This window comes from Streptomyces asoensis (genome assembly GCF_016860545.1).
Taxonomy (GTDB): domain Bacteria; phylum Actinomycetota; class Actinomycetes; order Streptomycetales; family Streptomycetaceae; genus Streptomyces; species Streptomyces asoensis.
The window spans coordinates 1,501,473-1,517,120 of the sequence record NZ_BNEB01000002.1 but is presented as its reverse complement, the minus strand read 5'-3'; the positions used below and the strand labels follow the sequence as shown (position 1 = coordinate 1,517,120).

The 15,648-nt window shown below is 72.1% G+C and carries 11 protein-coding genes; 8 read left to right on the top strand and 3 right to left on the bottom strand.

Annotated elements, in window-relative coordinates:
• Nucleotides 1-6: 6 nt before the first annotated feature.
• The 3 genes from Saso_RS09680 (at nucleotide 7) to Saso_RS09670 (ending at nucleotide 3,910) form a co-directional block, all read left to right on the top strand.
• The gene (locus Saso_RS09680; protein ID WP_189922221.1) at nucleotides 7-1,095 is read left to right on the top strand and encodes a glutamate--cysteine ligase 2; all 1,089 of its coding nucleotides are present in this window, start codon (nucleotides 7-9) and stop codon (nucleotides 1,093-1,095) included.
• 286 nt (nucleotides 1,096-1,381) lie between these two features.
• Nucleotides 1,382-3,286 carry an AMP-dependent synthetase/ligase gene (locus Saso_RS09675; protein WP_189922222.1) on the top strand — a complete coding sequence of 635 codons (1,905 nt, stop codon included), beginning with the start codon at nucleotides 1,382-1,384 and terminating at the stop codon, nucleotides 3,284-3,286.
• 177 nt (nucleotides 3,287-3,463) lie between these two features.
• Complete coding sequence (locus Saso_RS09670) at nucleotides 3,464-3,910, top strand: ATP-binding protein (protein ID WP_189922223.1); 447 nt, start codon at nucleotides 3,464-3,466, stop codon at nucleotides 3,908-3,910.
• A 25-nt stretch (nucleotides 3,911-3,935) separates the two neighbouring features.
• Here the strand turns inward: Saso_RS09670 and Saso_RS09665 are convergent, their stop codons facing one another.
• Both Saso_RS09665 and Saso_RS09660 read right to left on the bottom strand, forming a co-directional pair.
• Nucleotides 3,936-4,385, bottom strand: coding sequence for an ATP-binding protein (locus Saso_RS09665; protein WP_229901292.1), 450 nt, complete (start codon nucleotides 4,383-4,385; stop codon nucleotides 3,936-3,938).
• Nucleotides 4,382-4,753, bottom strand: a complete 372-nt coding sequence (locus tag Saso_RS09660; RefSeq protein ID WP_189922225.1) for a PRC-barrel domain containing protein — start codon at nucleotides 4,751-4,753, stop codon at nucleotides 4,382-4,384. The genes Saso_RS09665 and Saso_RS09660 overlap by 4 nt, the downstream gene beginning before the upstream one ends.
• Nucleotides 4,754-4,952: 199 nt before the next feature.
• On the opposite strand from Saso_RS09660, the gene Saso_RS09655 reads away from it, so the two are divergent.
• From Saso_RS09655 to Saso_RS09640, 4 genes are all read left to right on the top strand, one after another.
• A complete protein-coding gene (locus Saso_RS09655; RefSeq protein ID WP_372442414.1) occupies nucleotides 4,953-5,834 on the top strand; it encodes an RNA polymerase sigma factor SigF in 882 nt (293 codons plus the stop codon).
• A gap of 299 nt (nucleotides 5,835-6,133) precedes the next feature.
• A complete protein-coding gene (locus tag Saso_RS09650) occupies nucleotides 6,134-10,423 on the top strand; it encodes a HAMP domain-containing protein (RefSeq protein ID WP_189922227.1) in 4,290 nt (1,429 codons plus the stop codon).
• Between the two features lie 55 nt (nucleotides 10,424-10,478).
• Nucleotides 10,479-12,983, top strand: coding sequence for a SpoIIE family protein phosphatase (locus Saso_RS09645; protein WP_372442413.1), 2,505 nt, complete (start codon nucleotides 10,479-10,481; stop codon nucleotides 12,981-12,983).
• A 236-nt stretch (nucleotides 12,984-13,219) separates the two neighbouring features.
• Complete coding sequence (locus tag Saso_RS09640) at nucleotides 13,220-13,609, top strand: STAS domain-containing protein (protein WP_189922228.1); 390 nt, start codon at nucleotides 13,220-13,222, stop codon at nucleotides 13,607-13,609.
• A gap of 165 nt (nucleotides 13,610-13,774) precedes the next feature.
• Here Saso_RS09640 and Saso_RS09635 read toward each other — a convergent pair whose 3' ends face one another.
• Complete coding sequence (locus Saso_RS09635) at nucleotides 13,775-14,254, bottom strand: MarR family winged helix-turn-helix transcriptional regulator (RefSeq protein ID WP_189922834.1); 480 nt, start codon at nucleotides 14,252-14,254, stop codon at nucleotides 13,775-13,777.
• 96 nt (nucleotides 14,255-14,350) lie between these two features.
• Here Saso_RS09635 and Saso_RS09630 point away from each other — a divergent pair, with 96 nt between their 5' ends.
• Nucleotides 14,351-15,643: a PP2C family protein-serine/threonine phosphatase gene (locus Saso_RS09630; protein WP_229901293.1), complete on the top strand. Its 1,293-nt coding sequence runs from the start codon at nucleotides 14,351-14,353 to the stop codon at nucleotides 15,641-15,643.
• Nucleotides 15,644-15,648 lie beyond the last annotated feature (5 nt).

Sequence of the window (15,648 nt, the reverse complement as noted above, 5' to 3'; positions counted from 1 at the left end):
CAGACCGTGCGCACCGTCGGAGTGGAGGAGGAGCTCCTCCTCGTCGACCCGGAGAGCGGGGAGCCTCGGGCCCTGTCCGCCGCCGTCCTCGCCCGCGTCTCCCGGCGCGGGGTGGACGAGGACGTGTTCGAGAAGGAACTGCACAGCCAGATGCTGGAGTTCAACACCCACCCGCAGTCGGGCATGGGGGAACTCGGCGCGGAGATCGTCCGCATACGCGGGGAGGCGGCCCGGCATGCGGACGAGGCCGGCTGCGCGGTCGCCGCGCTCGCCACCTCCCCGCTGCCGGTGCGCCCGTCGGTCAGCCCGAACGAGCGCTACCAGTGGATGGCCGAGCAGTACGGCATCGCGACGCGTGAACAGATGGTGTGCGGCTGCCATGTGCATGTCTCGGTGGACTCCGACGACGAGGGCGTCGCGGTCGTGGACCGGATCAGGCCGTGGCTGTCCGTGCTCATGGCGCTGAGCGCCAACTCACCGTTCTGGCAGGGCGCGGAGACGGACTACAGCAGTTACCGCAGCCGTGTGTGGCAGCGCTGGCCGTCGGCCGGTCCGACCGAACTGTTCGGTTCGGCGGACGGGTACCACCGGCGGGTGGCGGACATGGTGTCCACGGGGACGGTCCTCGACGAGGGGATGATCTACTTCGACGCCCGGCTGTCGGCGCGCTATCCCACGGTGGAGGTGCGGGTCGCGGACGTCTGTCTGCACGCGGACACCGCCCTGCTGATCGCCACGCTGGTGCGCGGGCTCGTCGAGACGGCCGCCCGGGACTGGCGGGCGGGCCGTGCACCGCTGGACCACAGCGTGAGTCTGCTGCGGCTGGCGGGCTGGCGGGCCGCCCGCTCGGGCCTCACCGGTGAGCTGCTGCACCCGGTGACCATGCGGCGCGCCCCGGCCGGGACGGTGGTGGGGGCCCTGCTGGAGCACGTCGAGGACGCGCTGGCGGACAGCGGCGACCTCGAGCGGGCCCGTACGTCCTGCGCGCGCCTGCTGCGCGACGGCAACGGGTCGGTGGTCCAGCGCGAGGTGTGGAAGCGCACGGGCAGTCTGCGCGAGGTGGTCGCCGCCTGCGTGCGGCACACCCAGGCCTGAGGCCGCCGTCGCCCGGTTCCGGTCCGGTGGTGCGATCGGGTCCGGGGTCGGGATCGATCGGGTCCGGGGTCGGGATCGATGGGGGTCATGCCCTCCTGGTCCTCCGGACCGCCGACGTCACCGGCGGTGGGCGATCCGGAGTGCCGTGAGCGGACCGGCCGAGATCATCAACGCGGATTACTTATTCGTTCCAGGCCACAAGCGGTCGTACCTGGGCTACATTCGGGCACCGTCGATAACAGTTCCCGTCGGCGGAGTCACAGCCCGTACACCACAGGAGCAGCGCATGCGCGACTTCGCCCTCGCTCCCCCCGTCGGCACGCCCCTGACCGGAGGGCTTGCCGACACCGTTTTCGAGACAGCCGCCCGCACTCCCACCCTCCCCGTGCTCGCACGCCGCCCCGAGGGCGCCTCCGCCGAGTGGGAGGAGATCACCGCCGTCGAGCTGCGGGACGAGGTGACCGACCTGGCCAAGGGCTTCGTGGCGTCCGGGATCTCGCCCGGCCACCGCGTCGCGATCATGGCGCGGACCCGGTACGAGTGGACGGTGCTCTGCCACGCGCTGTGGGCCATCGGCGCCGAGGTGGTCCCCGTCTATCCGACGTCCTCCCGTGAACAGGTCGAGTGGATCCTGCGCGACGCGAACTGTGTGGGCGTGCTCGTCGAGGACGAACAGAGCGTCATGACCGTCGGATCGGTGTGCGCCGCCCTGCCCGCGCTGCGGCACGTCTGGCAGTTGGACTCCGGGGCGTTCGGGCAGCTCGCCAAGCGCGGCGAACTGGTCCCGCTCACCACGGTGGACTCGCTGCGCCGGATCGTGCTGCCCGACTCCACCGCGGTGATCGCCTACACCTCCGGCACGTCCGGGCGGCCGCTCGGCTGCGCGCTGAGCCATCGCAGCCTGGCCAGCCCCTGCGACACGCTGCTGGCCGGCTGGGGACACACGGCGGCGCCGGCCGGACGGCAAGCGAGCGTCCTGGCGTTCCTGCCGTTCTCCCATGTGTACGGACTGATGATCCAGGGCCTGTGCCTGCGGGGCGGCATCCTGATGGCCCACGAGCCCGATCTCAGCGCGGAGGCGCTGACCGAGTCGCTGCGCACCTTCCGCCCGACGTATCTGCACGCGGTGCCGTCGGTGTTCGAGAAGATCTACAAGAACTTCCTGCGGGTGGCTCAGGAGGCGGGCCGCGGCGCCCTGTTCGAGCGGGCCGCCGAGACGGCCAGGGACTTCGCGACGGCGGTCGAGCGGCAGCGCCTCGGCCGTGGCTCGGGCCCCGGCTTCGACCTGCGCCTCCAGCACGCGCTGTTCGAACGCACGGTGTACCGCAGACTCCGCGCGGCGCTCGGCGGCCGCGTCCACCGCGCCACCTCGGGCGGCTCCCCGCTCCACCGCGACCTCTCCCTCTTCTACGAGGGCATCGGCATCTACGTGCACGACGGGTACGGCCTGACCGAGACCAGCGGCGGGATCACGATGCAGCCGCTCGGGCGGGAGAAGTCCGGCACGGTCGGGCAGGCCCTGCCGGGCACGGACATCCGGGTGGCGGACGACGGGGAGATCCTGGTGCGCGGCCCGTCGGTGTTCCAGGGGTACGTCAACGACGAGGCCGCGACGCGGGCCGCGCTGTGGGGCGGCTGGCTGGCCACCGGCGACCTCGGGTTCCTGGACTCCGACGGCTATCTCACGATCACCGGCCGCAAGAAGGACGTCATCATCACCAGCAGCGGCAAGAGTGTGGCGCCGGCCGCACTGGAGCAGCGGCTGCGGATGCATCCGCTCGTCCACCAGGCCGTGGTGGTGGGCGACAACCGGCCCTGCGTGGGCGCGCTGATCACCCTGGACCCCGACTTCCTGGCGCACTGGCGCGGGACACTGATGCTGCACGGCGACACCCAGAGCCGGGAGGCCCGCGAGGAGAACGCCCTGCGGGAGGAGATCGGGCGGGCGGTGGCCGCGGCCAACAGCGCGGTGTCCCGCTCGGAGTCGATCCGCGCCTTCCGTATCCTGCCGCAGCCGTTCGACCAGAACAACGGGCTGCTGACCCCCTCGATGAAGCTGCGGCGCGACTCGATCGTGGCGCACTACGCGGCGGAGATCGAGGCGATGTACCAGGCCCGGGCGCGGCTGCCGCGGCAGAGCGTGCCGGAGGAGGTGCTCGGCTGGGACGACGCCGACGACGTGTTCCGGTGACCCGGCCCGCTCCCCCGGTCCGCCGCCCCGGTCGTGCCGGGACGGTCGTGCCGGGGCGGTATGCCGACGGAGACGGGACGCTTAGCCTGGAAGGCCTCGGGAACCCAGAAAGGGCGACGCCACGCAGCCGTACGAGAAAGGACGCCGGCCCCGGCACAGAGGGGCCGCACTGACGACATGGCAACCGAGCCACGAGGTAATGACGCTTTGTCCTCCTGGGCGATTCCCGGCCGCACGGCCCGTTTCTCGGGCGAACCGCAGGATGTGACAGGCGCACGGCTGGCCACCGAGGAGTTCCTGCACGAGCTGGCCCGCGCCGTGCCGCCCACGGCGCCGGAGTGCTGGCACGACATCGTGCTCATCGTGACGGAGCTGGCCGCCAACGCGGTCCAGTACGCCCCGGGCCCCTTCGAACTGCATCTGCGGCCCACCTTCGACGGCGTGCACGTCACCCTGCACGACAGCAGCCGCGTTCCGCCCGCTCCCCGGCCGTTCCATCCCGACAGCGGGGGCGGCGGGATCGGCTGGTACCTCGTGCAGACGCTGTGCAGTCAGGTAAGCGTCGTGCCCGACGCCGGCGGACAGGGTGAGGGGAAGGACGTCCACGTCTTCCTGCCCTGGTGAACGGACGGGGCGGTGCGCGTGTGCGTCAGTCCGGTCGGCCGGTGGTGCGGATCGGCAGGAGGACGCTGATCGTCTTCCCGCCGGTGGGCAGCCTGTCGATGACGATCTCCCGCGCCAGGCGGACGACCAGCGGCCAGCCGTAGCCGCCCACGCGGTGGCCGGCCCGGCCCGGGTCCGGCCCGGGCACGACGGCCGGCGCCTCGTCGCTGTGGTCGTGCACGGACACCCGGATCCCGTCCGTCACCGGCGTCGTCTCGAACCCGGCCACTCCGCCGCCGTGCCGCAGGGCGTTGGTCACCAGCTCCGACACGACCAGGAGCAGATCGATGACGTCCTCCTCGCGGGCGGCCCGGTTCCACCGGGCGTCCACCACCGAGCGGGCGTGGGCGCGGGCCGCCGAGGCGGTCAGCGCCGGGGCGCCCGAAGGCCCCGGGCCGACCGCCCCGCGCGGGGGCGCGAGTCCCTCCTCCCTCACGCCGATGCCGTTCCCCTTGGAGTCAGGCGGCGATAGTGGTCGCCCACGGCGGTCAGGTAGGCGGGGTCCGTCGTCTCGCTGTCGGTGCGGAAACGGGGCGCGTCCTTGACCTGGTCCCCCGTGCAGACCAGGGACACCGTCCGTCCCTCGTGATCCACGGCCGTCACGACGCCCGCCGGGACGACGGCGCTCCTGCCGAAGAGCCAGACACCCGTGTCGACGACCAGGTGCCGCATGCCGTGCGGGTCGGCCTCCCGTTCCACATGTCCCAGGGTGCCGTCGGCCGTCATGACGGCGTAGCCGGTCAGGTCCTGCCCCTCGGCGTACCCGCTGTCCGGCGTGTACGCCCAGATTCCGTCGATGGTCACGCTGCTCCCTTCTCGTGTTCCCCAGCTGCAATTACCCTCCCGCGGCGACCGCATTCGGGGCGCCCGTGTCCGTTCCGGACCGAAACGAGGCGGTACCGGAGCCCGCGTGGAAAGTTTGTGCGGAAACCCTGGCATGAGATGCCGAGGACGGGGCAAACGGACCCAGTCATCGACGGGCTCGACGAACGGAGTGAGCGGCATGGATGCCGTGACGGCACAGGCACGGACGGCCACGGCAGTACGGGCGGGCACCGAGGACCCGCAGGGAGGGGTCCCGCTCATCGAAATGCCCACCCAGGTGAGCCCGAAGGACGCGCGCGAGCTGTCGCGCCGCTTCTTCGACCGGCTCGCCGTCGTCGAGGAGGGCACACCGGAATACCAGTACGTACGCAACACCCTGATCGAGATGAACCTCTCCCTGGTGCGGTACGCGGCCTCGCGTTTCCGCGGCCGGGGCGACTCGATGGAGGACATCGTCCAGGTCGGCACGATCGGGCTGATCAAGGCCATCGACCGCTTCGAGCTGACCCGCGAGGTCGAGTTCACCTCGTTCGCCGTGCCGTACATCGTCGGCGAGATCAAGCGTTTCTTCCGTGACACCAGCTGGGCGGTGCACGTCCCGCGCCGGCTCCAGGAGGCCCGGGTCGAGCTGGCCAAGGCCACGGAGGAGCTCCAGACGCGGCTGGGCCGGATGCCCACCACGCGGGAGCTGTCGCAGCTGATGTCGCTGTCGGAGGAGGAGGTCATAGAGGCGCGCAAGGCGTCCAACTGCTACACGTCCGCCTCCCTCGACGCGGCCCTGACCTCGGACGGGGGCGCGGACGGCGAGTCCGTGCTCGCGGACTTCATCGGCGCCGAGGAACCGGCGCTGGAACTCGTCGAGGACTTCCACTCGCTGGCTCCGCTCATCGCGGAACTCGACGAGCGGGAGAAGCTGATCATCCACCTGCGCTTCGTCGAGGAGCGGACCCAGGCGGAGATCGGCAAGGAGCTCGGCATCTCCCAGATGCACGTCTCCCGTCTGATCAGCCGGATGGTCAAGCGTCTGCGCAGCGGTCTGCTGGGTGCCGAGCTGGCCTGACCCCCGGAGCCGGTCACAGCTGCCCGGGACGGCCTTCGCGCCGTCCCGGGCAAACCTGTGCCGCTACCCCGCCTGCGCCCGTGTATGCACGGTGTGCGCCTCCTGGATTTCCTGTGCGCGGAAAGAGATGTGAGGCTTTGTTACGCCACCCCTCCGTGGGTTAGCCTGCGGCGGATTTCTCTCATCGCGCACATCCGTGAACTGCGGAAATGCACGCACGACAGGCGGTGCCGTCCAGGGGGGCGGCCCCGGTTCCGAGTCCCCGCCCGGGGGCTCCTGGGGAGCGGAACGAGGTTCGCATGACCAGCAACGCGACCGAGTCCTTGGACACGGTTCCCGGCGACCACGAGCTCAGGCAGCTCCTGGCCGGGCTGACGGCGGTACGGGACGGGGACTTCGGTACCCGCCTGCCCACCGACGGCGACGGTCTGCTGGGCGACATCGCCACCGTGTTCAACGGCATGGTCGACCAGCTGTCCGTCTTCACCTCCGAGGTCACCCGGGTGGCCCGCGAGGTGGGCACCGAGGGCACCCTGGGCGGCCAGGCGGAGGTGCCGGGGGTCTCCGGGACCTGGGCCGACCTGACGGACTCCGTCAACGCCATGGCGGGCAACCTGACGACCCAGGTGCGCGACATCGCCCAGGTCGCCACCGCGGTGGCCAAGGGCGACCTCTCCCAGAAGATCGACGTACCGGCCCGGGGCGAGATCCTTCAGCTGAAGGAGACCGTCAACACGATGGTCGACCAGCTCTCCGCCTTCGCCGACGAGGTCACCCGCGTCGCCCGCGAGGTCGGCACCGAAGGACGCCTCGGCGGCCAGGCGCAGGTCCCCGGTGTGGCCGGCGTGTGGCGGGACCTCACCGATTCGGTCAACTTCATGGCCGGAAACCTCACCAACCAGGTCCGCAACGTCGCCCAGGTGACCACCGCGGTGGCCAAGGGCGACCTCTCCCAGAAGATCACCGTCGACGCCCGCGGCGAGATCCTGGAACTGAAGAACACCATCAACACGATGGTCGACCAGCTCTCCGCCTTCGCCGACGAGGTCACCCGCGTCGCCCGCGAGGTCGGCACCGAAGGACGCCTCGGCGGCCAGGCCGACGTCAAGGGCGTCAAGGGCACCTGGCGTGACCTCACCGACTCGGTCAACTTCATGGCCGGAAACCTCACCAACCAGGTCCGCAACGTCGCCCAGGTGGCGACCGCGGTGGCCAAGGGCGACCTCTCCCAGAAGATCACCGTCGACGCCCGCGGCGAGATCCTGGAACTGAAGAACACCATCAACACGATGGTCGACCAGCTCTCCGCCTTCGCCGACGAGGTCACCCGCGTCGCCCGCGAGGTCGGCACGGCCGGCAACCTGGGCGGGCAGGCCACGGTCCGCGGGGTCTCCGGCACGTGGAAGGACCTCACCGACAACGTCAACGTGATGGCGTCGAACCTGACGGGTCAGGTGCGCTCCATCGCCCAGGTCGCCACCGCCGTGGCCCGCGGCGACCTGTCGCAGAAGATCACCGTCGAGGCCAAGGGCGAGGTCGCGGCCCTCGCGGACGTGATCAACACCATGGTGGACACGCTGTCCGCGTTCGCCGACGAGGTCACCCGCGTCGCCCGCGAGGTCGGCACCGAGGGACGCCTCGGCGGCCAGGCCCAGGTCCCGAACGTGGCCGGCACCTGGAAGGACCTCACCGACAACGTCAACTCGATGGCCAACAACCTCACCGGCCAGGTCCGCAACATCGCGCTGGTGACCACGGCGGTGGCCAGGGGCGACCTGTCGAAGAAGATCGACGTGGACGCCCGCGGCGAGATCCTGGAACTCAAGACCACCATCAACACGATGGTCGACCAGCTCTCCGCCTTCGCCGACGAGGTCACCCGTGTCGCCCGCGAGGTCGGCACCGAAGGACGCCTCGGCGGCCAGGCCGAGGTGGAGGGCGTCTCGGGCACCTGGAAGCGCCTCACGGAGAACGTCAACGAGCTCGCCGGGAACCTGACCCGGCAGGTACGCGCGATCGCCGAGGTCACGAGCGCCGTCGCCGAGGGCGACCTGACCCGCTCGATCACCGTGGTGGCCTCCGGCGAGGTCGCCGACCTCAAGGACAACATCAACTCGATGGTGGAGTCCCTGCGCGAGACCACCCGGGCCAACCAGGAACAGGACTGGCTCAAGACCAACCTGGCGCGCATCTCCGGGCTCATGCAGGGCCACCGCGACCTGCCCGTGGTCGCCGAGCTGATCATGGACGAGCTGGTGCCTCTGGTGTCGGCCCAGTTCGGTGCCTTCCACCTCGCCGAGGACGGACCCGCGGGCCCGGAGCTGCGGCTCGTCGGCGCCTACGGCTACCCCGCCGACGACGAGCGCCCCACCCGCATCCCGTTCGGCCGCTCCCTCGTGGGGCAGGCCGCGCGCAGCCGCCGTACGATCATCGTCGACGAGCTGCCGGCCGGGTACGTCACCATCTCCTCCGGCCTCGGGCAGGTGGAGCCCAGCGCCCTGGTGCTGCTTCCCATCGTCTTCGAGGGGCAGGTGCTCGGCGTCATCGAGCTGGCGTCCGTCAGCGCCTTCACCCAGATCCACCGGGACTTCCTCGAACAGCTCCGGGTCACCATCGGCGTCAACGTCAACACCATCGTGGCGAACGCCCGCACCGACGAGCTGCTCGACGAGTCCCAGCGGCTGACCGCCGAACTCCAGGCGCGGTCCGCCGAGTTGCAGTCCCAGCAGGAGGAACTCCAGCACTCCAACGCCGAACTGGAGGAGAAGGCCTCCCTGCTGGTGGCGCAGAACCGCGACATCGAGGCGAAGAACCTCCAGATCGAGCAGGCGCGGCAGGAGCTGGAGGCGCGGGCGCAGCAGCTGTCCCTGGCCTCGAAGTACAAGTCGGAGTTCCTGGCCAACATGAGCCACGAACTGCGCACGCCCCTCAACAGCCTGCTGATCCTGGCCCAGTTGCTGGCCCAGAACCCCTCGCGCAACCTCACGCCGAAGCAGGTCGAGTACGCGGGCATCATCCACTCGGCGGGCTCGGACCTGCTCCAGCTGATCAACGACATCCTGGACCTGTCCAAGGTCGAGGCCGGCAAGATGGACGTCTCGCCCGAGCGCGTCTCGCTGCGGCAGCTGATCGAGTACGTCGAGGCCACGTTCCGGCCGATGACCTCGCAGAAGAGCCTCGAGTTCACCATCGACACGGCCGCCGGCGCCCCCGCCGACCTGCTGACCGACGACTCGCGGCTGCGCCAGGTGCTGCGCAACCTGCTCTCCAACGCGGTGAAGTTCACCGAGCAGGGCAGCGTCGAGCTGCGGATCGAGCCGGCCTCCGACGAGGAGGTGCCCGGCGGGGTGGTCCGTGGCGGCACGGTGGTGGCGTTCCGGGTGAAGGACACCGGCATCGGCATTCCCGAGCAGCAGCTGGAGACCATCTTCGGCGCGTTCCAGCAGGCGGACGGCACCACCAGCCGCAAGTACGGCGGCACCGGCCTCGGGCTCTCCATCACCCGTGAGATCGCGCATCTGCTCGGCGGCGCGGTCACCGTGGACAGCACGCCCGGGCGCGGCAGCACGTTCACGCTCTACCTGCCGGTCGCGCGGCGGGACTTCCAGGACGTCGTCGACGGCGGCCGTCCCGTGGAGCGGGTCCTCGACGGCACGCCCTCGGCGCTGCCCGTCGGCTCCCCCGGTGTCCCGGTCGTCACGGGTGTCGCCGGGCGGCGGCCGCGCCGGCTGCTCGTGGTGGAGGAGCGGCCGCGCGGTCTGCTGACGCTGGTCGCCGAGAGTGTCGTCGCGGACATGGCACGCGGCCGGGAGGACGGCACGGCGGCGCCCGTCGACATCGTCACCGCCGTGGGGGCGCACGAGGCGGCGGGGGCGCTGGCCGCGGAGCCCTGCCACTGCGTCGTCCTCGAACTGGGCATGCCCGACGCGGAGGCGTCCCGGTTCCTGGAGGCCCTGCACGACGACTCCGTGCTGACGGGCGTGCCGGTGCTCGTGCACAGCGGACACCGCGCCGACCTCGCCCAGGAGGAGAGGCTCCAGTCCCGGGCGGCGGGCAAGCCGATGGAGTTCCTCTCCAGCCTGGACGAACTGCGCGAGCGCATCACCCTGCACCTGTCCGCCGAGGAGCCGGGCGACGTCCTGGCGCTGGTCCGGCCGGACGACCCGCAGCTCATGACGCCCCACCCGGTGGCTCCCCACCCGGCGGACGACGCCGTCGTGGGCCGTACCGTGCTGGTCGTGGACGACGACGCGCGCAACCTGTTCGCGCTCAGCGGGATCCTCGAACTGCACGGCATCCGGGTGCTGCACGCGGAGAACGGGCGCGAGGGGATCGACACGCTGCGCAACAACCCGGACATCGCGATGGTCCTGATGGACGTGATGATGCCCGAGATGGACGGGTACACGGCCACCGCCGAGATCCGTCGCATGGCCCAGTACGCCGATCTCCCCATCGTCGCGGTGACCGCCAAGGCGATGCCCGGGGACCGGGAGAAGAGCCTCGCCTCGGGCGCGAGCGACTATGTCACCAAGCCCGTCGACACCCACGACCTCATGTCCTGCGTCCGACGCTGGCTGGCCGTCTGACGACGTCCGCCGCGCCCGAGCCCCCAGGCGTTCCCAGCCGAGAGGTACGCACACCGTGACCATTCCCACGCAGCCGAAGGAGCCCGGCGACGACCGGGCGCTGCCCGCACCGGGCGCCGGCACGGCGCCGGCCGCCACGACGGCGGAGGTGGACCTGGTCCCGTCGGCCGACGGGCCGGCGGCGACCGGGGCGGACGTGAGCCCGCGGGATCCGGACGGCGCCGTCGCCGCCTCGCCCGTGGGCCGGCTGGCCGCCACCGTGGACCGGCTGCGCCGGGAGGTCATGGAGGCCCAGGTGGAGGCCGACGGGCGGGCCCTCGTCGAGCTCGCCAAGGGCATCCTGGTGGAGCGCCTCGGCTGCGGGCCCGTCGAGGCGGCGCGGCAGCTGTCCGCGCTGGCCGGGCAGGCCGGGGTGAGTCCGCTGGAGTTCGCGGTGGACGTCATCAACCAGGCGGCCAAGGACCGGGTCTCCGAGGTGACGGCGTCCTTCCTGGCGGCCGTCACCCAGGCGGAGGAGGCCGCGGAGCAGTCGGCGGCCGTGCGGTTGCGGGCCGCCGAGGCCGGGGCGCTGGCGGCGGCGCACGACACCCAGGCGGTCGCCGACTCCCTGCTCCAGCACGCGCTGGGTCCGCTGGGCGCGGTCGCGGTGGCGATCTGGGCGGCGGGTCCCGACGGGTCGCTGACCCTCGCGGGCAGCGCCGGGTTCTCCCCCGGGGAGGCCGAACGCTGGCGGTACGTGCCGCCGGACGTCGCCACGGTGGCCCGCAGCGGCCTCACCGAGGGCACGACCCAGTGGATCGGCTCGCTGTCGCGCACGGGCCTGCCCACCATCGGGCGCCAGCTGCACCCGGACGGCGGGCGGGCGGCCGTCCCCGCCGGCAGCGCCGGACGCGTGAACGGCGTCCTGGAGATCGCCTGGCCGACCCCGCTGGACCGGCAGCCGCCCGCGGTGGTGCGCCAGGTGGAGGCCCTGGCGGACCTGTGCGCCCACACGCTCCAGACGTACGCGCACGTCCGGGGCCCCGGGCAGGAACCCCTCCTGCTGCCGGACGTGTCGGAGCTGATGGACCTGACGGACGGGCTGCACGACCCGGCGCTCGTCCTGGTCCCGCACATCGACCCGGCGGGCAAGCTGGTGGACTTCCGCATCCAGCACGTCAACAACCGCTTCCTCGACCCGGCGGGCCGGCCGCGCGCCGTCGTCAACGGGGCCCTGCTGCTGGAGGCCTATCCGATGGCCGCGGGCGGCGGTGACCTCTTCCAGCGCATCGAGCGCGTGCACGCCACCGGCGAGCCGTTCCGGGCGCGCCGGATGAGTCTGACCGCGCTGGTCGGCGAGGTGCCGATCGCCGCCGTCGCCGACGTCAGCATCAGCCGGCACGGCAACTGCGTGCTGCTGATCTGGCGGATCGAGGACGAGGCGGCCCGGCTGGCGAGCCTGCTCCAGAACGCCCAGCGCCTCGGCCGTATCGGCGGCTTCGAGGAGGACCTGCTCACCGGCGAGACGACCTGGAACGGCCAGCTGTTCACGCTGTACGGGCGCCCCGAGTCGAGCCCTCCGGTGCCGCTGGAGGAACTGTCGGCGCACACGCATCCCGACGACGCGGTCATCGTCGGCCGGCTGCTGCGCACGCTGCTGCACGGCCGCCGTCCGGCGTCCGCGGCCTTCCGGCTGCAACGGCCGGACGGGGTGACCCGGTACATGCGGATCGTCGCCGAGCCGGTGCTCGACACCGACGAGCGGCTGGTCGCCGTGCGCGGCGCCTACCAGGACATCTCCGCGCAGCACTGGACGGAGGTGGCGCTCGCCGCCACCCGCGACCAGCTGGCCCAGACCGAGCAGCACGCCAGCGAGCGCAGCAGGCTGGCCCTCCAGCTCCAGCACGCGATCATGCCGCCGGCCCGGGCGCCGCTGGAGGCGCCCGGCCTCCAGGTGGCCGTGCGCTACCGGCCGGCGGAGGAGGAGCAGCTCGTCGGCGGCGACTGGTACGACGCCGTGGTGCTGCCCTCCGGGCTGGTCATGCTGTGCGTGGGCGACGTGGCGGGGCACGGCATCGAGGCGGCGACCAGCATGGTGGTGCTGCGCAACGCGCTGCGCGGGCTGGCGGTGACCGGTGCGGGCCCCGGCCAGCTGCTGTCCTGGCTCAACATCGTCGCCCACCATCTGACGGGCTCCATCACGGCGACCGCCGTGTGCGGCCTGTACGACCCGGCCCGGCACACGCTGCGCTGGGCCCGGGCGGGCCATCTGCCGCCGGTGCTGGTGCGGGACTCCCGGGCGGCCCCGCTGCCCCTGCTGAGGGGGATGCTGCTGGGCGCCGTACCGGAGACGGTGTACGAGGAGGAGGAGGTCCAGCTCGCCGCCGAGGACACCCTGCTGATGTACACCGACGGCCTGATCGAGCGGCGCGACCGGTCGGTGGAGGAGTCGCTGACGCAGCTGCTGGTGCAGGCCAGCGATGTGGCGCCGACCCTGGACCGGCAGCTGGACCGCCTGCTCACGTACAGCAGGTCCGACACGGACGACGACACGTGCATCGTGGGCATCCGTGTGCACTAGGTGACCGTCGTGGCACAGGGTCGCCCGTGGTGCGGGAAGCGCGCATGGTGGGGAGGATCGGGGGTATCCGCCTGTCCGCGACACCAGGCCGGGGACGCGCGGATGACGGAAAGGGCGGGACACGGACCATGAAGACCGACTCGTGCGGCCTCCCCCGCGTCCCCACCCGCCGTCACCGTGCATCGAAATCGCCCGCCGGGGTAGACGCTCCCGACCGTCAGCTTTCGGAGGTACGTGTGTCCATCGCCCAGAACCCCCTGTCCGTCGAGGTCACGCTGCCTCGCGAGGACGTCGCCCTGGTCACGGTCGAAGGCCATCTCGACCTCGACACGGCGACCGACCTTCAGGCCCATCTGGCCAACCAGCTGCACCACGGCCGACGGCACTTCCTGATCGACCTGTCCGGGGTGCCCTTCATGGACTCGTCCGGCATGAACATCATCCTGCGGGTCTACCAGGAGGTCCGGACCCTGCCGGGCAGCGTGCACGTGATCGACCCGACGCCGGCCGTGCGCCGGGTGCTGGAACTGACCGGGGTCAGCCTCACCGTGCCCATATCGGACAAGCCCGAACAGGCTCTGGAACTGATCGACCAGCAGCAGGTCCCGGAGGGTCCGCAGGCCTGAGGGACCACCGTCGGCGGTGCGCGGGGGATGCGCGGACACGGCCGACCGGTGCCCGATACTTGTCATTTGACAACTGTGCACGTGAGGCAACAGAGTGAACCGGACAGTCATGCGGGAGGAACCACGGATGTGCCTGAGGGCCGACCCGATCACCCGGGGGCACCGTCAGGCGCTGCGGACGTCCGGGGCGCCCGTGTCCGCGTCGTGGATCTGCTGCCCGGCTGCCGCGCAGAACGCCTCCAGCCCCCGCAGCAGCGCGGTGCGCTGCGCGGCGGACATCAGCTCCAGCACCCCCTCCAGCGTGGCCTCCCGGCGCGCCCTGAGGTCGGCGAGGAAGGTCCTGCCGCGGCCGCTGAGGAAGAGTTCCAGCTCGCGGCGGCTCTCGGGCGCCGTCCTGCGCTCGATGAAGCCGACGGCCTGGAGCCGGTCGCACAGGCGGCTGGTGGAGGGCGCCGAGGAACCGAGGAACTCGGCGAGCGTGCGCAGGTTGATGCCTTCCTGGTGTTCGAGGATGAACAGCACGCGCAACTGGGAGGCGGAGACCGGTGCCGTCGAGGCGCGGCCCCAGAGGACTTCCAGCAGCTCCGCCGCCTCCGAGGTCACACGCGCCACCTGGAGGGGCTGCGGAGGCGTGGAGGAGGACATCACGGTCCCACTCTCGCAGGCTTCCCGACCGCTGTCAGCCCACCGCCGCCCGCGGGGGCGTCGCGCGCCCGGTGCCACGGCCTGCCGGGAGGCCGGGTGACCGACGGCGTGGACAGGCTCGTCGCCGCCGGACGCGCCCTGCGCTCCGCGGCCCCGCACCGGCTGCCCGACGCCCTGCGCCGGGTGCTGCGCGCGCACTGGGCGGTGCAGGAGGCGGAACTGCTGCTGGCCGACTACGGGCTGACGGTCCTGCTCCCCGTGACCTCCGGGCCGAACGGTCCGGAGCCCGTTCCCGTGCGGGGCAGCGCGCCCGGGCAGGCCTTCGGGTCCCAGCAGCCGTACGTCGAGGAACCAGCCGTCGGGCGGGCGCGGGCGCATCTGCCCGTGACCGTACGCGGCGACCGGCTCGGGGTGCTGTCCCTGACCCTCCCCGTGCCGGACCGGGAGCGCCTGGCTGAACTCACCGAGCTGGCCGAACTCCTCGGGCACGAGGTGGTGGTCGCCCAGCGCGACACCGACCTGTACGTACGGGCCCGCCGCAAGGACCGGCTGACGCTGGCGGCGGAGATGCAGTGGCAGCTCCTGCCGGCGCGGTCCTGTGCCCGGGCGGAGTACGCGCTGGGTGCCCAGCTGGAGCCGGCCTACTCCGTCTTCGGCGACACCTTCGACTGGACGACGTCGGCCGGCCGGCTGACGGTCTGCGTCACCGACGGCATGGGCGAGGGCATCGACGCGGCCCTGCTGACGAACCTCGGGATCAACGCGCTGCGCAACGCGCGCCGCGCCGGCGTCCCGATCGAGGACCAGGCGGCCCTGGCCGACCAGGCGCTGTACGCGCAGTACCGGGGCGCGGCCCATCTGGCCGTGCTGCTGGCGGACATCGAGCTGGGGACCGGACGGATGCGGATCGTCGACGCGGGTTCGCCGCAGCTGCTGTTGCAGCGCGACCGCGCCCTGTCCCCGGTGGACCTGGACGCCCAGCTGCCGCGCGGCATGTTCGACGGGACCCGGTACACGGCCCAGGAGTTCACGCTGCTCCCCGGGGACCGGCTGCTGTTCGTCAGCGACGGGGTGCACGGGGTCGCGGCGCCGGGCGGCGAGGCGTACGGCGAGCGGGCGCTGGCGCGCGCCGCCGGCAACGCCTCCCTGCTGCCGGCGGCGGACGTGCCGGCGGCCGTGCTGCGTGAACTCGCCGGGCACCGCGGACGGCCCGAGCCGGACGACGACGCGCTCGTCATGTGTCTCGACTGGTTCGGAAGACGTCCCGCCCCGTCCGACGCCCGGTCGCCGGGGACCGGGCCGCACAGCAGGGACCCGGCCGATCGCCAACGGCGGTACGGCGGGGACGACACAGAAGCCGACGAGAACGCCCACGAGAGCCAGGAGTGAAGCAG